The organism is Bradyrhizobium sp. CAR08 (assembly GCF_052871955.1).
On record NZ_JBIXJX010000008.1, the window covers coordinates 312,815 to 331,336 of the forward strand.

Sequence of the window (18,522 nt, forward strand, 5' to 3'; positions counted from 1 at the left end):
CGGCAAGCAGCTGATTTATTGCGGCAGCAAGAGGGACATCGCGATCGCGAACAGGAAGCCCGTTGCGACGATCGCCGCGACAGCACCCGCGGTGATCTTGGCGATCTCTCGGCTGGTATAGGGACGCATGGGATGCGCATGCTACCTCATGTTGAACTCTGATCCAATCTGTGGTCAGTAGCCGCGCCCGAAATGCGTGCGGCCAACGTCCATTCCCGAAGGTCGATCCATGAACGAGGATATCAGCGACGGCTGGACCGCGTCCGCGGCTGCTTGGATCGTCGAGCAGGGTGAAGACGGCGACTATGGTCGCCGCTTCGTGCTGGACGCGCCGATGCGAGCGCGGATCGAAGGGCGCGGCTTCCGCAATGCGCTCGACGTTGGCTGCGGCGAGGGGCGCTTCTGTCGCATCATGCAGCGCGCCGGCATCCGCACCACCGGCATCGACCCGACCGAAGCGCTGCTCGCGCGTGCCATGAAATTGGACCCGCAGGGCGACTACCGGCTTGGCCGAGCTGAAACAATGGAGATCGAAGCGCCATTTGATCTGGTCTTCAGCTATCTCAGCCTGGTCGACATGCCCCATCTCGGTGCGGCGATCGGGAAGATCGTGGCAGCGCTGCGGCCGGGCGGTACGCTGCTGATTGCCAATCTGACCAGCTTCAACACCGCGGGTCCGCCCGACGGCTGGACGCGTGACGGCGACGGCGCCTTGCGCTTCAACATCGATCACTACATGGAGGAGCGGCCGACTTGGGTGACTTGGCGCGGCATCCGAATTCTGAACTGGCATCGTCCGCTCAGCACCTACATGACGCTGCTACTCGATCAGGGGCTCCTGTTGCGCCTTTTCGTCGAGCCGCAGCCCAGCGGCGGCGACCCCGACAGGAATGCCTTTCATCGCCGGGTGCCTTACTTCCACATCATGGAGTGGCAGAAACCGGTTTTGAGGATGGGATGAGATTCGGATGGAACGCATGACCACAGTGTTCACAACGTAATCTTAAGGTCCGGACGATGATCTCCAAGCGCCCACCCGTGCTCGCCCATGAGCGGTTCACCGCCGACCGCGAGAATTTTGTCGGCCTCGATCTGGCCGCGCGGTTCGAGCGCATCGAGATGACCAACCTGTGGGGCGCGGCCAGTTCGGTGTCGGGCCTCGGCTCGGAGAATCCCGCGACCGCAGCAATCCGCGAGGAGCTTCCTGCACTCCTGCAGCAGCTCGGCGCGCGCTCGCTGCTCGATGCGCCCTGCGGCGACGCGGGTTGGATCGGTCGCATCAAGCTGGATCTCGACTACACCGGCATCGACATCGTGCCGTCGCTGATCGCGGCCAATCGCAAGCGCGTGGCTGGCGGTGAGTTGTCAGGCCGGTTTCTCGTTGCCGACATCACGCGCGATGCATTGCCGCGCGCCGATGTCGTTCTGTGCCGGGATTGCCTGGTGCATTTGAGTTTCGACCATATCGTCCGCGCCGTCGCGAACTTTCGCGCCAGCGGCGCGCGTTTCCTGCTGGTCACGACGTTTCCCGAATGGGACGACAATCGCGATTGCGAGGACGGCGACTGGCGGGCGCTGAACATGGAGAAGGCGCCGTTCGACTGGCCGGCACCGCGCGAGCTGATCAACGAGCGTTGCGAAGAGGGCAGTGGCGGCTGGCGCGACAAGAGCCTCGGGCTGTGGCGGCTCGATGAACTGCCCGATCCTGTCCTCACTGCCCGGGGGATATGACGGACGCGGGCGGAACGTCCGTTGCGTGAGTGATTGCCCTCGCGCTATACTTTGGGTTGCATGATGCCGTCTCGCATTGCGGTGACGATGTTGGAGCACGCCATGAGACCGAGTGTTGTCGCCGTCGCCATGCTGGTCTGGTGCTGCGCGCCCGCGTTGGCGCAGCAGGACGGCGCTGCGCTCTACGCAAGCCACTGCGCGCAATGTCACGATGGCGGTGATGGCGAGAGCCGTGTGCCAGGCCGCGGCGCCATGCAGGCGATGTCGTTCGATCATGTGCTGGGAACGCTGACTTCTGGAAGCATGGCGGCGATGGCGAAGGACCGCAGCGACTCGGAACGGCGTGCGATTGCCGCCTTTGTCACCGGCAAGGCCGCGGTGGGCGACAATGCAGTCGATGCGGAGGGACGCTGCACGCAGCAGGTCAATTTCTTTCCGCAAGCGCTCGATGGTCCGCGCTGGAATGGCTGGGGCGTCGACGTTGCCAACAGGCGCTTCCAGTCGGCCGAAATGGCCGGCCTCACCGCGGAAGAGGTGCCGCGCCTGCGGTTGAAATGGGCTTATGCCTTTCCCGGCGCCTCGGTGTCGTTTGCGCCGCCGACCATCGTGGGCGGTCTGCTGTTTATCGGCGGCACTGACCGCAAGGTGCACGCGCTCGACGCGCGAAGCGGCTGCACGAGGTGGACGCTGCCGACCGATGCCGCGGTGCGCGCGGCGATCAGCTTCGGGCCGCTTCCCGGCACCGATCAGTTCGCGATCTTCTTCGGTGACCTGCGCGCCAATGCCTATGCGGTGAACGCACTGACTGGCGCGCTGATCTGGAAGACGAAGGTCGAGGAGCATCCGGCAGCGCGCATCACTGGCGCGCCGACGCTGCATTCCGGCGTGCTCTATATCCCGGTCTCCTCGCTGGAGGAGGCCGCCGGTTCGCAGGCCAGTTACGAATGCTGTACCTTCCGCGGCAGCGTGGTCGCGCTCGAGGCAGTGACCGGCAAGCCGGTGTGGCAGGCCTACACGATCCCCGAGGTGCCGCATCCGACCGGCAAGAATGCGAGAGGCACGCAGCTGTTCGGCCCGTCCGGCGCGGCGGTGTGGTCGGCACCGACGATTGATCCGAAACGCAACGCCGTCTACGTCGCGACCAGCAATTCCTATTCGAATCCACCCGCCGCAACCGCCGATGCGGTCCTCGCTTTCGAGCTTGCGACCGGTAAGCTGCTCTGGAAGCAGCAGGCGACCCCGAGCGACGCCTTCATCGTCGCGTGCTTCGGCGCGGACAAGACCAATTGTCCTGAAGATCACGGGCCCGACCACGATTTTGGCCAGTCGCCGATCCTCGTGACCTTGCGTGACGGCAGGCGCGTTCTTGCCATCGCGCAGAAGTCCGGCGTCGTGCACGCGCTCGATCCTAATGATGGCGGCAAGATCCTGTGGCAGACGCGGATCGGGAAGGGCGGTGCGCTCGGCGGCAGCGAGTGGGGCTCGGCCGCCGACCAGGATCGCATCTATGTCGCGAACTCCGACGTGCGGTTCCTGCGCGATGGTACGCGGCGGCTCGATTCCACACAAGGCGGCGGTCTGTTCGGCCTCGACCTCGCCAGCGGAAAAATTGCGATGGAAGTATCGCCTGTCGCTTGTGGCGATCGCCTGCAATGCAGCCCTGCGCTGTCGGCTGCCGTAAGCCTGATTCCCGGCGTCGTGTTTTCCGGCGGCGTCAGCGGCTTTCTGCGCGCCTACGCGACAGCCGACGGAAAGCTGTTGTGGGAATACGACACGGCGCGAGACTATACGACGGTGAACGGCGTCCCTGCTCATGGCGGCGCGATCGACGGCCCGGGGCCGATCATCGCCGGCGGAATGCTCTATACCAATTCCGGCTACGGCCAGTGGGGCGGCGTCGCCGGCAACGCACTGCTGGCGTTCGAGGTTGCGAAGGAGTGAGGGTCAGTCCTGGATTGCCCTGCGCTCCAGCCGAGCGACAGAACCTGTCAGCCAACTGAGGAGGAAGGAGCTTCGATGATCGATGCCCAATGCAGGTGCGGCGCTCTCGCGCTGTCGCTTCCAGGACCGTCCAGCCTCGTCGTCGCCTGCCACTGCATTGACTGCCAGCGTCGAACCGGCGCGCCGTTCGGGGTCGGTGCGTTCTATCCGGCGGAGGGCGTCACGATCTCAGGGACGTCGAAGGAGTACGTCCGGACAGCTGCAAGCGGCGGCGAGGTCCGCAGCTATTTTTGCCCCGAGTGCGGTTCGACCGTCTATTGGAAGGCGGACAATCTGCCTGCGATGATCGGCGTTGCCGTGGGCGCGATCGCGGTTCCGAACTACCCGGCGCCCATCCGCTCGGTCTTCGAACAGTCGAAACATGCCTGGGTGGAAATCCCCGACGCTGAGCACTTCCAGCAAAGCAGCGCACCGAAGCATTCGGAGTGAGCGTTGCGCGTCAAATTTCGCTCCAAGGCTCGCGGCGAGATGAATTGACGCCGTTCCCGTGCGGTTCCGCGAGGGTGGAATCTGCGGCAGTCCCTCTGCTTCGCGTGAGGCAATAGCTAGCGGTCCGGGTTGGAACGAACGTGACAGAAACTCGTTTGCCGACCGGAGCTAACGATGAATAACGCGGAAATTTTCGAACCTTTCTTGAAGCGGTTGCGGGTCAGCACCGAAATTGACGAAGAGGACGAGCTCGTTATCCGTGATCTGCCAATCACGGTGAAACGGATGGCTGGCGGTCAGCCGGTCGTTTCTCTCGGAGACCGACCTTCGGCATGCTGCCTTGTCGTTGATGGCTTTATCCTGAGATCAAAGATCGTCGGCAATGGCCACCGCCAGATCATGGCCTTTCACCAACCTGGCGACATTCCCGATCTGCAGGGGCTCTTTCTCCATGTGATGGACCATGACGTCAGCACGCTTGGCGATAGCGTTCTCGGCTTCATTCCGCATGCAGCGGTGCGCTCAATTATAAGAAAGCGGCCCAATGTGGCTGAAGCGCTTTGGCGCGATACATTGACCGACGCCGCGATCTTCCGGGAGTGGATTTGCAACGTTGGTCAACGCGAAGCCACAAGCCGCGTGGCGCATCTTGTGCTTGAGCTTTACACCAGATTGAAGGCGATCGGCCGAGCGGACGGCCTGTCCTTCGATTTTCCGGCCTCTCAGGCACTCCTCGCCGACGCCGTCGGCACGAGTGTGGTCCACATGAATCGGGTCGTTCAGCAGCTACGTGCTCAGCGCGTGTTGGACCTGGAGCGGGGAAGAATATCGATTCTTGATGAAGCCAGGTTGCGCGAAATAGCAGACTTCGACGTGCTTTACCTTCATCTCAATCCGTCGCTCTGAGCCATGAAGTTCTACTTCGATATCAAGGACGACTTTTTCGCTGCGGTCGACGAGGATGGGGTGGATTTGCCCGGCCCGGAAGCCGCCGAAAGAGAGGCGATCGCAATGGCGACCTCGATTGCCAGAGACGTCGCGTCGGCAAAGGGGGCGCAGGTCCTCATTACAGTCAGGAACGAGAAGCACCCGCTGCTCCAGTTGAGTGTAACGGTCGCTCGGAAAGCTCTGACGTGATGTGTGGGAAATCGATTCTAGCTGTCGTTAGACGGAGGAGTGCCCCGATCTATCAGGCCGCGGTGTCGGCTAAATCGGTGGTGCCGGCTGAGGGGATTGAACCCCCGACCTTCGGTTTACAAAACCACTTGCCTGTAAACAGGATATCACCTGGAGCGGTATCAAAAGCAAACTTTGTTGACAATATAATAGGTTATCGGGCGATGTAAATCGACCGCTTGCAGGGCGGGCCTTCCGTCTCCATATGGGTGTATCCCCATGTATCCCCAAATGGCCGCGAATGGCAAACAAGCGGCGTCGGACTGCCCAACCGGATTGGCCCTCATGACGAGCGTCGGTCCGTCACCAGCTTCTTCGAGAATTTTGGCGAAGGTGCATATGCATCCGCGCTCTTGGATCATCGCGTGAGCGGCTCAGACAAGATGTCGCGTGAGGTCGCTGCCATCACCCAGAGCGTTTACAGCGCCGCCGACCGCGTGGTGTTCAAGGCTGAAGGTATGCTGATGTGGATGGAGGCGGTGTTGCCGGCCTACGAAGCTGCGAAGAAAGATCCGCGCTTGGCCAAGGCAGTTGAAATGCGAAAAGCTGCTTTGGCGAATGGGTTGCCGGATGAGAAGACGAGAGGAAGATCCAAGACACGGTCCGCGGGAACGGTTGCCCGGCTTAGGCTTCGAAGGTAGCTCATGATGCCGGGCGGCGAGGGGGCATGGTGCGCACCGTGGAAGCAACACAAAAGCTGCGCATTTCCGATAACTTCTCTTCACGGCGGAGCGCGTCGGTCGGCATCCTGTTTCCATAGTCTGGGGATGTAGCTGTAATATAGCCCCCGGTCCTTGCGGCCCGGACGGCTAATAACCAAAGACAATGTCCGGGAATATGTGCAGAAGCCGCCCATGTATGGGAGGCATTTGAGCAGCATCAACATTCAGGCTTCTATGCTTGCGCCAACCGTCTGACCTATGCGGCCTCGTTGCGGATGCCCGACTGCGCGTCAGAACAGGCCCGGGATCAACATCGACATTTTCCCTGTAGTGACGGTACATCGCCGAACAGTGCCTCGAGGTCGCGCTCCTCGCGCAGCGGCGTACGAGATCCTCTGCGGCAGGAGGGGAAAGCTGGAGATGGCGCTAGTTGCCTCCTTCAAGGATGTGGCACTTACCAGATTAATTCTGCTGGGACCGCTCACGCCACATCGGCCATCTGTAGGGTCGGTCGCGCGGTGGCTCGGAACAACGTAGCGGAAGGCGTTTCCCCGAACATCGCGCGGTAGTTCACGGAAAAGCGCCCCAGCTCCCAGAATCCGTGCTCCATGGCAATTCCCGTCACTGTTGTCGTGGAAGAACCGGCTTGCAAGAGTGCACGGCGAACAAGGTGCATTCTCCTTAGCGCGAGGTAGCGGATAGGACCCATACCGAGATGTATTTCGCAGGCGGCGCGAAGGCTGCGTTCCGCAGCTCCGATCGCTCCGCATATGTCTCCTAAATAGAGCGGCACGTTCGGGTTAGCTTCGAGATATTCGTGGAATTTTGCGATTATCCGGGCCTGACGCAGGCCGCAATTGATGGATCGACTAGAGGCGCTCTCGGTCAGACACCTGACCAATAGATGAATGAACTGGTTCTCCAAAGAGCGCGCCGCCTCGTTCACTAGAAGAATCTCAGGCGCGTTCGCTGCCATTTGGCCCACTATCTCATGCAGGTCCAACAGCCGTGACATCATAGCAGCATCTGGCCGAACAAGTTGCCTTTGCGAAGAGTTCGAAAACAAGTCGCAACCGGCTATGACTTGGGAAGCCGCATCAAGTCTGGACATCTCAAGAGATATCGACCCCAGACGAAACTCGGCCTCGGTCTGCTGGTGTATCTCGTCGCTGTCATTCACGATTATGTTCCCAGACGAAACGGTCATCCCGCAGTGCCGCATACTAGCCGGCGACGATGACGTCAGGAAGGTAAGTACGCTGCGTCCGGGTTTGATGAACCCGGTGTTGATCGTGGGCAAATTGTGGAAGAAGCGTTGCAGCAATAGCTCACCTAGGTGGACCTTGGTCAGTTCCGCTTTAAACGAACTGCCTGACGTGGGTAGCACCTCAAAATTCGCAGTGGTGATCGCCGCCTGGTAACAAAGTGGATCTTCAAAACTGAGCGTCGCACTCCGATCCATCTTCTCCTCCGCAGTTTTCGGCACACGCGTTGTGTGCCAGCATTTTCTTATTGGACGGTCGGCTTTAGCGGCTCGGCGGCGGGATCCAACCCAACCGATCTGGCTGGCAGCCACCAATAGACTTGCAAGGCCCTTTCGCTTAAGGTCCGAAGGGGTCGGGGATGATTATGGGCAGCGAGCCAGAGCAGCCGATCAACCTGACAGCGGACGAGTGCGACGAACTCGCCGACGCACTGACCGAAGAAGCTGCCGCTCTGCCGACCGGACCAAAACAACTTGAGATGATGAACTTGGGGCATTGCTATCGCAATCTCGCGCGAATGAAACGGTTGGTCGCCCGAAACGTGAATTGATGCATTCAAAAGTGGGGTTCTGATCTTCGCGCCCGCTTCGGAACGGCACTGCAGACGCTCCGCAGCAAAGGTACTAACGTGAGGAAGTTATTCCCCGAGGCGGCCCCGCTGAATTGGACCAAGGTCCCACATTGGCGACGCCGCAGGACATGAGGCGCATGAATTGGGCTCGGATCCGGTGCGGCTTAGTCCCGCCACGCCCCGAGGCGAGTTCACCACTCGACAGTTCCCGAATGAATGCTCTATCCTCGCCCGAGTTTTCAATGGACGAGCTCCGTGAAAGCCTGGGATCGGGGTGGTTGGCCGGCTGCTAGGTACGCGCGTTTTTGGCGTGGCGTTTTTTTGCTGATTCTTTTCGCGCCTTGGATTCTCATCGCGCGATCTCAGGCTGAAGTTGCATCGCGGCGAGTCTTAATTCTCCACGCATACAATTATACGTTTCCGGCTACCGCAATGGTTTCGGACGCGGTTAGAAAGCGCTTCCTGGAACGATCTCCTGAGCGGCTTGAAATCGACGCCGAATATTTGGATCTGGCCCGACGTCCGGATGAGGCGCACGCATCACGAATGGCCAATTTCCTTCGCGAGAAATACGCCGGCGTACATTTTGACCTTCTCTTCGTAATCGGCGTCTCGGCGATACCTTTCATCCTGAAGTATCGCGACGTGGTCGGCCCGGCGGTCCCCGTCGTATTTTCGGATGTCACACGGTCGACTTACGAAGCGCTGCAGCTGCCGCCGGACATCACCGGCGTGATCAATAACTCCTATCCTGGCAAAACACTTGAGCTTGCAGAACGGCTTCAGCCCAACGCACGTCGCTTAGTTGTGATTAGCGGGAACGACGCCGTCGATCTCCGCTGGCGCGAAATTGCACGCACCGCGATTCAAAGCCAGAATGCCGGGCTTGAGGTGGTCTACTGGTCTGACCTCACTCATGCGGAGTTGCTGCGCGATGTTTCGCAGCTGCCAAGCGACAGCATTGTCATGATGCTTACCTTTTTCGCGGATCGCGAAGACAAACGCTTCATCCCAAGAGACGTGGCTGCCGCTGTGGCGAAAGCTTCCGCCGCTCCAGTCTATGGGATCTTCGATACCTATATCGGCGCTGGGATCGTTGGAGGGTACACAGACACATTCGAGTCTCTGGGCATAACTGCCGCTGACATGGCCCTTGAGATACTTTCGGGTACCGAGGTGACAAAGGTACCTCCCAAATCCAATCCCAAGCCCGCTTTCCGTACTGACGCGCGGGCGATGAAGCAGTGGGGCCTCAAAGAAACCGACCTTCCGCTCGGCAGCGTCGTGCTCTTCAAGGAGCCTACTCTCTGGAGTGAGCACCGCCACCTCGTACTGAGCACGGTCTTAATTGTCGGATTGCAGGCATCCTTCGTCGTCGCATTGCTGTTCCAACGACGCCGGCGCCATCAAGCTGAGATCTCGCTCAAGGAAAGCGAAGAGCGAATGAGCTTCACAGCGGCTTCGGTAAATGTGGGCCTGTGGCAGTTTGATGAAACTGCCAACGAAATGTGGACGACTGAGCATTGCCGAGCAATGTTCGGACTCGCGGGTGACCTGCCGCTTACTCGCGATGCGTTTTTGGAGGTCGTACACCCTAACGACCGCGATGTCGCACTCGCCGCGATCCGCCAAATTCGGCATCCCGGGGAACCTGCCGTAACGCGAGTTCGTGTCATATCAGAAGGGCGGGTCCGGTGGATAAGCATCCGGACGCGTGTGCGCCCCGACGATCATGGAGTTCCGAACCGATTTAGCGGAATCTTCGTTGATGTCACCGAACAGAAGGCCTTTGAGGCCGAAGCGGAGTTGCAACGACAGGAAGTCACGCACTTGATGAGGGTTTCCGTTCTGGGTGAGCTCTCCGGCGCGATCGCGCACGAAGTCAACCAGCCACTCACTGCGGTCTTATCGAACGCGCAGGCGGCGCTCTATCTCCTGGCTGACGATCCCCCCAACGTCGCGGAGGTTCGAGACGCGCTGCAGGATATTGTGCAAGATGTTAACCGGGCGGGCGAAGTCATTCATCGGCTGCGAAGCCTGCTGAAGAAAGGCAAGACGGAGCTGAAATCCGTCAGTATAAACGCACTGATCGATCAGACGGTCGCGTTGCTTCGGAGCGAAATGATCGATCGCCGCATTGTGGTCAACACGGATCTTGCAGCAGCTTTGCCGGAGCTCTCAGGCGATCCCATCCAATTGCAACAGGTTCTGCTAAACCTCCTTATGAACGCGATGGACGCGATGGCTTCGACCGAGGGGACACGGATGATCACGATCTCCAGCCGAGCAAGGCAGGGATGCATTGAGGTTTGTGTCAGAGATCGAGGACTAGGGATTGAGGTTGCCCAGGAAGACCGACTGTTCGAACCTTTCTTCACGACAAAGAACCATGGCCTTGGACTGGGACTGACGATCTGCTCCACCATCATTGAAGGGCATGGAGGCAGGATTGCCGTGGCCAATGACCGTACTGGTGGTGGCGTCGTCGCAACCATATTGCTGCCAACGCAAGAAGTTCTTGTGGAGGCTTAAATGGAAGATCTGACGTTCACAATTTTCCTTGTTGATGATGACGCAAGGGTGCTGAATGCGTTGTCGCGGCTGTTACGGGCTCGAAAGTTCGACGTCAAAACATTCACGTCTGCGCCGGCGTTTCTAACCGAACACGATGGATCGGTACCCGGTTGTGCCATACTAGATGTGTCGATGCCGGGATTAAATGGGCTAGAGTTGCAGCAGACCTTGACTGCAGCAGGATCGCAAAGGCCAATCATCTTCCTGACTGGCAAGGGCGACATATCGACCAGCGTCCGCGCGATGCGTGCGGGTGCGATCGACTTCCTGACCAAGCCGGTTAAAGAAACAGAATTGTTGACTGCCATCGCACGAGCCGAGAAACAGGATGCGGCGACCCGTGTTGCTATCGCTGAGATCGACGAGATCAAGGTACGGCTCGCGATGCTGACACCGCGGGAGCGCGAAGTTCTGACCCAGGTCGTCGCCGGTCGCCTCAACAAGCAGATCGCCGGGGACCTAGGTACTGCGGAGAAGACAATCAAGGTGCACCGCGGGCGAGTGATGGTGAAACTCGGGGTACGCTCGGTCGCGGACCTCGTAAGGTTGACGGAAAAAGCGCGGATCTAGTGCGGAGGGGTATGAGAAGCGATGTTGGTCCAAGGGCCAACTCGACAGGCCACAACCCTGACGCCGATAGTGGCGCCATGGGAGACAACTCCGGCTGGGTCGCGATTGTGGATGACGACCCTTTCGTGCTGAGGGCTCTCGAGCGCTTGTTAAGGGCACGCGCCCTCGAGGTCAGGACATACACCTCGGCCCGGGACTTTCTGGCCGGGCTGCCACTCGGACTGCCAGTGTGCCTGATCGTCGACCTGCAGATGCCCGAAACGGGCGGCCTTGAGCTCCAGCACCAACTCACTCGCTCAGGGATTCGGATTCCGACCATCGTCATCACGGCTCACAACGAAACCAGCGCCCGCGAACGCTGCGAAGCCGCCGGCTGCGCGGCTTTCCTAACCAAGCCCCTGCAACCTGCAGCCCTGCTGGTCGCTATAGAAACTGCGACGAACACGAAGGTGTAAGCTTCGTCCCTAGACCGCCGGCGACCTTGGTAGACAAAGGTAAGACCGGGCTACCGGACGTCTAGCTCAGGAGCGCTAGTTCGCCCACCCGCGCAAGCTTCCGGTCCGTCCCTATCAACCGACATTCAGCGGGGTCGCATCAACGGCAGCGATGGGCCGGAACCAGACATTAGAGCTACATTGGACAACCTATTACGTCCGCTCCATACTGCCGCAGCGGTCAAAGCGGCCGGTTGGGATGACAATGTTCATTTTCCGAGCTCGCGCCTAAGGGACGGCGCAAGAGCAACGTTTTGCCGATGTGGTTCGATCGTACTGTTGCCTGATGCTCTTGCCGGCTTTGTTATGTCTATCCGGTCCCGCCCTGGCTCAGGATCCTAGCGACAGCATTACGCCACGGTGCCCGCCAATACACTTTCGATCGGCTTCAGCGGTCCTTCGCTGTCAACGACCATCGTGGCGGATCCATGCCAACGATTACACTGCAGACCACCATCACGAGATCGGTACCGGATTCTACGCTTGCGACGACGTCCTTCAACAACATTGTGGAGTTCGACTATGCCCTGAACGAAGACGAGACTAAAGGGTTGCTGGCCGGCGTCCAATACACGAGGATCAATGTCGATTCTCCTTTCGCAACGATCAACCCGAATACCATTGGCTATCTCGGCGGCTACTATCAGTGGCCCAACAACTGGAAGTTCACGGGCCGCGCGGGCGTCCAATCATTTGGCGGAGCGCAACTGCTGAACCTGGCGACAGTGCTATCCTTTACTCAGCCAATTGTACGGTTCGACCTCGACCGGATGGACGATAACGCCTGTTTGGCGTCACAGCCCAGATTGCATGGACACCAAAGCCCGCCTATCAGCTGACGATTAGAACGCCGCTATACTTCGTCAGAAACTGAGACGCCGGATGGCGCCATCTTGTTGACGACACCGCGCGCGGCGGATACCGGCGGCCTGAGGTCAATTGAGCCGCTTAACTATTGCAACCATTGCGCCTGCTTACCCAGAGACGTCCCCACCTCGCAACTTCGGGCGCAGTCGTCAGCCGCTACACAAGCGGTTGCAATTGTGCGATTTCCTTGTTCAGGACGAACGCGACTACAGGGCAGGGAATAGGCGGTCCTGAGGGACCGCCTGGTTCTGGTCACAGTGGACGACCTATTGGCAGACATGTCGAAGGCCGTCAGGACCCTTGAAATAGGTGCCGGGGCGGCAAACGATGCCATTGCGAGTGGCATAGGTGTTCCAGTTGCCGTGCCAGCCCATCTCGCCGGCGTTGGCGTAAGAGTTGCCCCATCCGCCGACCGTAGCACCTGCTGCCGCAGCGACGGGCTGGATATTGGCGCGCCGCGTTGAGTGCCGGTATCGATAGCCGGTGGTAGGGGTCGCCCCGGTCCCAAGTCCCGTGCAGCTTGCGAATTCAGCTTGGCACATGTCTGGATTAGAGAGGGCCGATTGTGCCGATGCAGCAGAGCCGGAAAGGGCTGATACCACAATCACGGTCGCGCCCAGAACCCTTAGAGTCATCATCGCTTGCTCCTAGTGATTGCACGTGGCCCGAAATCGCCACGTGAAGAGGGTATCAACAGACGCGGGCCTGACTATGCTACTTCGGCCAATCTGCGCGGCAAAAGTCGGGTCTGCTTTGTGGGGTAATGGTTCTCTCCGCATGCTGGGGAACGACAGCAGCGGGGGACAATCACATCAAGCGCACCTCTTATCCTGCTCGTGCACTCGTCTCGTCGGCGATCACGGCCGTCGCCTTAGGTCGAACGAGACGCCCGGGGCGCGAGGAACTGCAAAGCTGAAAGTGTTCAGATCAAGCCAACGTTGTTGCCGAACTAGCATAGTGGCGAGAGGCAAGCTCCCGTAGTCTAGTCTCAAAGTAGTGGTGCGCCTGCATGTTCACGTTCCGAACGTCGATAACGCTTGCTGTAGCTACCTTTGTGGTTGCGCTTGCAGGTTTATTGATTGCAATTCAGGTTCGATCTCTGCGCTTGGCAACGCACGAAGCGGCTTCAGCCTATATGGACGCAGCAAGCGCCAAGGCTTTGGGCCGCTTGCATAGTGAGTTGAGCTCCATCTCTTCAATTGTGAACGTGCTTGCTACTAGTTCGAGCGTAGCGGATTCGGATGACCGATCTGAAACGGGCAGGGCGATCCCCCTGTTCAAGGCCGCTCTGCACGAAATGCCGCAGATGGACAGTATCTACGTCGGCTTTGCGAATGGCGCCTGGTTACAAGTGCGGCGCACCAGCGATCTAACTGAGGACCAGCGCGCAAAGCTGCGAGCACCGGCCAATGCTGACATCGTGATTAATCTCGTACGGCCCACGGCCGCAGGCGAGCTGCCGATGCGCCGGGTGTTCCAAGATCGGCAGGGCAGCGAAGTCGACGAAATCGATTTCTGGAAATACGGCTACGATGCTCGGACGCGGCCTTGGTACACCCAGACCATGAAAACGGGCCGGGCCTTTGTCACCGAGCCGTATCTTTCCTTCAATCTTGGCGCACCAGTAATTACTGTGGCTGCGCCCTTGCAGGGCAAAGTGACCGGCGTGCTCGCGGCCGATCTTAAGCTCGATAGCTTCAGCGCCTTCGTCCAGGCCCAGCGCCCAGGACCGCATGGCACCGCAACGATCTTCGACCAAACTGGCTCCCTGATTGCCCATCCTGACTTTGTGGAATTACTCGCAAATGCGATGATCGATCCCACACGATCGCAGCTACCGAACATCGGCGAAATCAAAGATGGACTCGTTGCCTCTGTGCTGCGGATATCACGCAATCTCGGCGTGGACGAAGGTTCGGTCGAAGATAACCGGGGCCATGGTTATCTTTTTAGATTGACGAGTTTCACCTTGAGTGATGGCTACAGCGCCAGCATATTGCTGGTGGCGGCGCAGGATGATTTTGTACAGAATGTCAGGAAAGTACAGTTCACGGGCTTGATCTTGGCGATCGTCGTCGGCGCGGCCTTCATCCCGATGGTCTGGATTTTCGGCAATCGCATGGCCCGTTCCTTAAACGCTATTGCTGCGCAGGCCGGAAAACTTCAGAATCTGGCTCAGCCTGATCCAGTGCCAGTAACATCCTACATTGCGGAGATACACGATCTAGGCAGTACCGTGAATTTGGCGCAGCGTGCGATATGGTCTTTTGCGCATTTCGTTCCAAAAGAGATCGTGCGCGGCGTGCTGGACAACTCCATCTCCACTAGGCTCGGAGGGATCAAACAGGAGATCACGTTGATCTTTACGGATGTTCAGGGCTTCACGACGATCGCGGAATCGGTCGACCCCGACTTGTTGATGCAGCAGACCTCGCGCTACTTCTCGGCCCTAAGCCAAGCCTTCCTCGCGGAAGGCGGCACAATCGACAAATTTATCGGTGACGCGGTGATGGTGTTCTGGAATGCGCCCGCGCCACAAGCAGATCATGTCGCGCGTGCCTGCCGTGCGGCACTCGCAGCCAGAGCCGCCGGTGAACGACTCAACGCTGAGTTCGCGGCGGAAGGGTGGAAGCCCTTCATCACGCGGTTCGGTATTCATGTTGGAGAGGCCGTCGTTGGAAATGTCGGATCAACTGAGCGAATGAACTACACCGCTCTCGGCAACACGGTGAACCTTGCTGCTCGGCTCGAAGGACTGAACAAGCAGGTCGGTACGACAATCTTAGTGAGCGAAGCCGTCTACTCGCGCGTTCGCGATCAATTTAAATTCAGGGCCTTCGATGCGGTCATGGCGAAGGGGATGTCCACTGAGACGCGCATCTATGGGCTCGACGGAGGGTTCGCATGAAATTCGCTTCGATCTGGCGCGGCTTGCTGTGGGCGATGCTCGCTCTTTCTGGTCCGTTGGGTCATGCTTCCGAAGAGACCATCAAGGTGGGCATTCTGCATTCGTTGTCCGGAACCATGGCGATCAGTGAGTCCGTTCTCAAGGACACGGTTCTCATGATGATTGCGGACCAGAACAAAAAGGGTGGCTTGCTGGGGAAAAGATTGGAGCCGGTAGCCGTGGACCCTGCTTCCAATTGGGAAGCTTTCGCCGAGAAAGCTCGCGAGTTGCTCACGGTGGAGAAAGTTGCAGTCGTATTCGGCTGCTGGACCTCCGTGTCCCGAAAAGCGGCAACCCCCGTTTTCGAACAGTTGAATGGCCTGCTCTTCTATCCCGTTCAGTATGAGGGCGAGGAGAGTTCGCGTAACATCTTCTACAGTGGCGCCGCGCCGAGCCAGCAGGCAATTCCGGCCGTTCGGTATTTAATGAGCAAGGAGGGCGGCCAAGTTAGAAGGTGGGTATTGCTCGGCACCGACTATGTCTATCCGCACACCACCAACAAGATCCTAACCGCATATCTTTACAGCGAGGGCGTAGCTCCCGAGGATATCACAACGATCTACACGCCCTTTGGGCAATCAGAGTGGCGCGAGATTGTCGGAAGGATCAAAGCGTTCGGTTCGGAAGGGAAAGAGACGGCTGTTATCTCGACCATTAATGGGGATGCCAACACCTATTTTTACCGTGAGCTGATTGCGCAACACATCAGCGCCACGACCCTTCCTGTTATGGCGCTCTCGATCGGAGACCGCGAATTGCATCAGATTGGCGCTGACAAGCTGGCTGGTCAAATGGCGGCATGGAATTATTTCCAGTCCATCAAGCTGCCAGAAAACGACGCTTTTGTCAAAATGTGGACTGACTTCAACGGGCAGCGTGACAGCATGACAAATGACCCGATGGAAGCCACTTTCGTCGGTTTTCGAATGTGGGCCCAGGCGGTCAGCCAAGCCGGCACTGTTGATGTGAACGCCGTCCGTCAAGCGATGTATGGTCAGCGAGTGAAAGCGCCGAGCGGCTTTGAAGTTGTGATGAACACCAATCACCATCTGTCCAAGCCTGCCATGGTTGGTAAGATAAATTCTGCAGGAACGTTCGACGTAGTCTGGCGATCGATTTCACCGATCAAACCCTCGGTTTGGAGCCGATACATTCCCGCAAGCGCGAGACTGACAGCCGACTGGAGTTTTCCTTGGGTTTGCGGGGGGTGCGCCGAGCCCACATTCAAGGACTGGTGAGAAGGTCGCGTTCGCACTTATCGTCGGAATCGAATGTGCTGTGCTTTTCCGCTTCCGCCGCGGAGCAGCGCGACGCTTAAGCGGACGTTAGTCGCTAAAGGACAAGGTTGCCGGAGAGGTCGGACGATCGAAGACATAGTTGTCGTCCGCGAACCGGCGCAACGTGATCGAGGGCGGTTCTCCGAACATCGTTCGGTAAGCTGCCGCAAATCGCCCCAGTTCCCAGAATCCATGATCGGTGGCGATCTTTGTGACTGTCGAGCATGAAGGATCAGCCCTGAGCAGCGTGCGACGAACCAGATGCAATCTTCGCAGAGTCAAATAGCGGATGGGTCCCATCCCCAGATGTTCTTCGCAGACCATCCGAAGTGTTCGCTCGGCTACACCAATCGCAGTGCAGATATCGGCTAAGTACAAGGGCTGCACGGGATGTGCCTCGAGAAACGCATCGAAACGCGCAACTATCCGTCCGTGGCGATGATTAGCGCCTTCTACTTGCGTCGTTAAGCCGTCAGTGAGGCACTTGATCATTGTGTAAGTTATGTTGTGCTCAAGGCCCGAGCCACCTCTGGGAGCTCGAGAAGGTCTGGTGTCGCGATGGCCATCTTGCCAATTTAATTCGTGCTGTTGTTGCAATTGCCACATAAGAATCGAACTTGGCCGGACCAAATATTCCAGCTCCACTCCAGACAACTCGTCGGCAGCGTAACGTCGAAGCGCTGCATCATGAGTCGATTGAATGTCACCTGGGTCAGTTCGGCGCGGAAGTCCCCGTTTTTTGTTAGCAGCGGCTTGTTGTCCGACCCTCGGATAGACTGCTGGAAAGGGAATGGATCGTTAAAATTGAAAACTCGGGTTCCAGGCCATAGGCTGCTCAACACCATTCATTGCGAAATACGTCCGGAGATCTAATGTGTGCTCCCTGCGAAGTATTTGATGCCGCATCCGAAAGCTTACTCGCCGCCGAGAGGGGACTTCGCCTCCAGCGAGAGTTCGGAAAGCTATCTTTGCATGCACGCAAAACGTGCGAACACGTTAAAGCTGGCGAAAGACGTTGACTATGCAAAAACGGCAGAGAAAGGCGGCGGCGCCGGCTTAGGGCGTCGCTCCAGTCCAGTCAGAAGCCCTTCGCGTCGAAATCATATAGCGCCGTTTCTGCATAGGCGCCGCTCAGTCACGGCGTACGGTTGCTCGAGTAGGGCCGATTTAGGCGCCCGCGGCCGGATCTCATCAGCGTGAGGAGGAGCAAAATGTCGGCTCGAACCGTTGGAGCACTCGCCGCATATGCCATTGTCGGCATAGGCGTTTTGTTGGCCTTTTCAGGCGAAGCATCGGCATTTCGCGCTGGTGGTTTTCACGCCGGCGGTTTTCGAGCTAGTGGTTTTTACGCAGGCGAATTTCGGGCAGGCGGCGTGCGCGCCGTTGGAGTTCGTGGCGGCGTCTACCGGGGCGGCGTTTACCGAGGAGGTATTTACCGCCCCGCAGTAGGCATCGGCGCTGCTGCAGTCGGTGCCGCTGCACTCGGTGCCGCCGCAGGTGCGTACTACAGGCCAGGTTACTACGCTCCCAGCTATTATGGCGCTGCCGCGCCGGTGCGCTGTGGATACGGCTATTACTACTACCCTCCTTACGATCGTTGCGTGCCCACGCCATAATCGATCGCACAAAATTACTGACCTCGGAAGAGCCTTGGCAAGCATCTGCCGCTCCTGCAAAAACGGAACAACCCTGCAAACGAACATCTAAGCTGGTGGACAGAAACAAGAAGTCAGGCGCAATTTAAGAACGGAGCAGCGATGCGATCCATCGGATGCTATGGCGCCTTACGTCCTAAATAAAGCTAGTCCTGAGCGGCGGAAAACCATTCGCTTCATCTGGCCAAGGATACCGTAAGCTTCTGCGAGCTCTAACAGGCGCTCCTTCCGATGCCCCGTAGCATGCCTGCAGCTTCCTAGAGGAGCGCCTGCGCCATGTCGTCGCACTGCTCAGCACTGAAG

General features: G+C 58.7%; 17 protein-coding genes and 1 pseudogene. 15 read left to right on the forward strand and 3 right to left on the reverse strand.

The genetic code is table 11. The annotated features are described in order from the left end of the window. Positions 1–229 precede the first annotated feature (229 nt). The 7 genes from ACIPUD_RS19290 (at position 230) to ACIPUD_RS19320 (ending at position 5,978) form a co-directional block, all read left to right on the forward strand. Positions 230–961 carry a class I SAM-dependent methyltransferase gene (locus tag ACIPUD_RS19290; protein ID WP_247476146.1) on the forward strand — a complete coding sequence of 244 codons (732 nt, stop codon included), beginning with the start codon at positions 230–232 and terminating at the stop codon, positions 959–961. Between the two features lie 56 nt (positions 962–1,017). Beyond that, complete coding sequence (locus ACIPUD_RS19295; protein WP_247476147.1) at positions 1,018–1,731, forward strand: class I SAM-dependent methyltransferase; 714 nt, start codon at positions 1,018–1,020, stop codon at positions 1,729–1,731. A gap of 102 nt (positions 1,732–1,833) precedes the next feature. Then, on the forward strand, positions 1,834–3,672 hold the full coding sequence (locus ACIPUD_RS19300) for an outer membrane protein assembly factor BamB family protein (protein WP_446481341.1): 1,839 nt from the start codon (positions 1,834–1,836) through the stop codon (positions 3,670–3,672). Positions 3,673–3,747: 75 nt separating this feature from the next. After that, positions 3,748–4,161, forward strand: coding sequence for a GFA family protein (locus tag ACIPUD_RS19305; RefSeq protein ID WP_446481342.1), 414 nt, complete (start codon positions 3,748–3,750; stop codon positions 4,159–4,161). A 174-nt stretch (positions 4,162–4,335) separates the two neighbouring features. Next, complete coding sequence (locus ACIPUD_RS19310) at positions 4,336–5,067, forward strand: Crp/Fnr family transcriptional regulator (protein WP_446481343.1); 732 nt, start codon at positions 4,336–4,338, stop codon at positions 5,065–5,067. Between the two features lie 3 nt (positions 5,068–5,070). Next, positions 5,071–5,298 carry a DUF6894 family protein gene (locus tag ACIPUD_RS19315; RefSeq protein ID WP_377786985.1) on the forward strand — a complete coding sequence of 76 codons (228 nt, stop codon included), beginning with the start codon at positions 5,071–5,073 and terminating at the stop codon, positions 5,296–5,298. Positions 5,299–5,702: 404 nt separating this feature from the next. Further along, positions 5,703–5,978, forward strand: coding sequence for a hypothetical protein (locus tag ACIPUD_RS19320; RefSeq protein WP_446481344.1), 276 nt, complete (start codon positions 5,703–5,705; stop codon positions 5,976–5,978). Positions 5,979–6,480: 502 nt separating this feature from the next. Here the strand turns inward: ACIPUD_RS19320 and ACIPUD_RS19325 are convergent. Then, on the reverse strand, positions 6,481–7,461 hold the full coding sequence (locus ACIPUD_RS19325) for a helix-turn-helix domain-containing protein (protein WP_377786978.1): 981 nt from the start codon (positions 7,459–7,461) through the stop codon (positions 6,481–6,483). A gap of 161 nt (positions 7,462–7,622) precedes the next feature. On the opposite strand from ACIPUD_RS19325, the gene ACIPUD_RS19330 reads away from it, so the two are divergent. The 5 genes and pseudogenes from ACIPUD_RS19330 to ACIPUD_RS19350 all read left to right on the forward strand — a co-directional run. After that, entirely contained in the window at positions 7,623–7,814 is a 192-nt protein-coding gene (locus ACIPUD_RS19330; protein ID WP_377786975.1) for a hypothetical protein, read from the forward strand. Between the two features lie 342 nt (positions 7,815–8,156). Further along, positions 8,157–10,367, forward strand: a complete 2,211-nt coding sequence (locus tag ACIPUD_RS19335) for a sensor histidine kinase (RefSeq protein WP_446481345.1) — start codon at positions 8,157–8,159, stop codon at positions 10,365–10,367. Further along, positions 10,368–10,979 (forward strand): response regulator transcription factor, encoded by a 612-nt coding sequence (locus ACIPUD_RS19340; RefSeq protein WP_377786969.1) that lies wholly within the window; start codon positions 10,368–10,370, stop codon positions 10,977–10,979. A 77-nt stretch (positions 10,980–11,056) separates the two neighbouring features. Then, positions 11,057–11,434: a response regulator transcription factor gene (locus tag ACIPUD_RS19345; RefSeq protein ID WP_377786966.1), complete on the forward strand. Its 378-nt coding sequence runs from the start codon at positions 11,057–11,059 to the stop codon at positions 11,432–11,434. A 458-nt stretch (positions 11,435–11,892) separates the two neighbouring features. Next, positions 11,893–12,347 (forward strand): annotated as a pseudogene (locus ACIPUD_RS19350) (hypothetical protein); the annotation flags it as partial. Between the two features lie 259 nt (positions 12,348–12,606). Here ACIPUD_RS19350 and ACIPUD_RS19355 read toward each other — a convergent pair. Then, positions 12,607–12,978 carry a hypothetical protein gene (locus ACIPUD_RS19355; RefSeq protein WP_446481346.1) on the reverse strand — a complete coding sequence of 124 codons (372 nt, stop codon included), beginning with the start codon at positions 12,976–12,978 and terminating at the stop codon, positions 12,607–12,609. A gap of 371 nt (positions 12,979–13,349) precedes the next feature. On the opposite strand from ACIPUD_RS19355, the gene ACIPUD_RS19360 reads away from it, so the two are divergent. Together ACIPUD_RS19360 and urtA are read left to right on the forward strand one after the other, a co-directional pair. Then, entirely contained in the window at positions 13,350–15,248 is a 1,899-nt protein-coding gene (locus tag ACIPUD_RS19360) for a cache domain-containing protein (protein ID WP_446481347.1), read from the forward strand. 35 nt (positions 15,249–15,283) lie between these two features. After that, the gene (gene urtA, locus ACIPUD_RS19365) at positions 15,284–16,525 is read left to right on the forward strand and encodes an urea ABC transporter substrate-binding protein (RefSeq protein ID WP_377787008.1); all 1,242 of its coding nucleotides are present in this window, start codon (positions 15,284–15,286) and stop codon (positions 16,523–16,525) included. An 87-nt stretch (positions 16,526–16,612) separates the two neighbouring features. Here urtA and ACIPUD_RS19370 read toward each other — a convergent pair whose 3' ends face one another. Beyond that, a complete protein-coding gene (locus tag ACIPUD_RS19370) occupies positions 16,613–17,170 on the reverse strand; it encodes a helix-turn-helix domain-containing protein (protein ID WP_446481368.1) in 558 nt (185 codons plus the stop codon). 605 nt (positions 17,171–17,775) lie between these two features. Between ACIPUD_RS19370 and ACIPUD_RS19375 the strand changes: the two genes are divergently transcribed. Further along, the gene (locus ACIPUD_RS19375; protein ID WP_446481348.1) at positions 17,776–18,180 is read left to right on the forward strand and encodes a hypothetical protein; all 405 of its coding nucleotides are present in this window, start codon (positions 17,776–17,778) and stop codon (positions 18,178–18,180) included. Positions 18,181–18,522: the final 342 nt, after the last annotated feature.

Excerpts from the sequence above, each read along its gene's own strand:
- ACIPUD_RS19290 (WP_247476146.1), top strand. The coding sequence starts at position 230 with ATGAACGAGGATATCAGCGACGGCTGGACCGCGTCCGCGGCTGCTTGG.
- ACIPUD_RS19295 (WP_247476147.1), top strand. The coding sequence starts at position 1,018 with ATGATCTCCAAGCGCCCACCCGTGCTCGCCCATGAGCGGTTCACCGCC.
- ACIPUD_RS19300 (WP_446481341.1), top strand. The coding sequence starts at position 1,834 with ATGAGACCGAGTGTTGTCGCCGTCGCCATGCTGGTCTGGTGCTGCGCG.
- ACIPUD_RS19305 (WP_446481342.1), top strand. The coding sequence starts at position 3,748 with ATGATCGATGCCCAATGCAGGTGCGGCGCTCTCGCGCTGTCGCTTCCA.
- ACIPUD_RS19310 (WP_446481343.1), top strand. The coding sequence starts at position 4,336 with ATGAATAACGCGGAAATTTTCGAACCTTTCTTGAAGCGGTTGCGGGTC.
- ACIPUD_RS19315 (WP_377786985.1), top strand. The coding sequence starts at position 5,071 with ATGAAGTTCTACTTCGATATCAAGGACGACTTTTTCGCTGCGGTCGAC.
- ACIPUD_RS19325 (WP_377786978.1), bottom strand. The coding sequence starts at position 7,461 with ATGGATCGGAGTGCGACGCTCAGTTTTGAAGATCCACTTTGTTACCAG.
- ACIPUD_RS19330 (WP_377786975.1), top strand. The coding sequence starts at position 7,623 with ATGATTATGGGCAGCGAGCCAGAGCAGCCGATCAACCTGACAGCGGAC.
- ACIPUD_RS19340 (WP_377786969.1), top strand. The coding sequence starts at position 10,368 with ATGGAAGATCTGACGTTCACAATTTTCCTTGTTGATGATGACGCAAGG.
- ACIPUD_RS19345 (WP_377786966.1), top strand. The coding sequence starts at position 11,057 with ATGGGAGACAACTCCGGCTGGGTCGCGATTGTGGATGACGACCCTTTC.
- ACIPUD_RS19355 (WP_446481346.1), bottom strand. The coding sequence starts at position 12,978 with ATGATGACTCTAAGGGTTCTGGGCGCGACCGTGATTGTGGTATCAGCC.
- ACIPUD_RS19360 (WP_446481347.1), top strand. The coding sequence starts at position 13,350 with ATGTTCACGTTCCGAACGTCGATAACGCTTGCTGTAGCTACCTTTGTG.
- urtA (WP_377787008.1), top strand. The coding sequence starts at position 15,284 with ATGCTCGCTCTTTCTGGTCCGTTGGGTCATGCTTCCGAAGAGACCATC.
- ACIPUD_RS19370 (WP_446481368.1), bottom strand. The coding sequence starts at position 17,170 with ATGTGGCAATTGCAACAACAGCACGAATTAAATTGGCAAGATGGCCAT.
- ACIPUD_RS19375 (WP_446481348.1), top strand. The coding sequence starts at position 17,776 with ATGTCGGCTCGAACCGTTGGAGCACTCGCCGCATATGCCATTGTCGGC.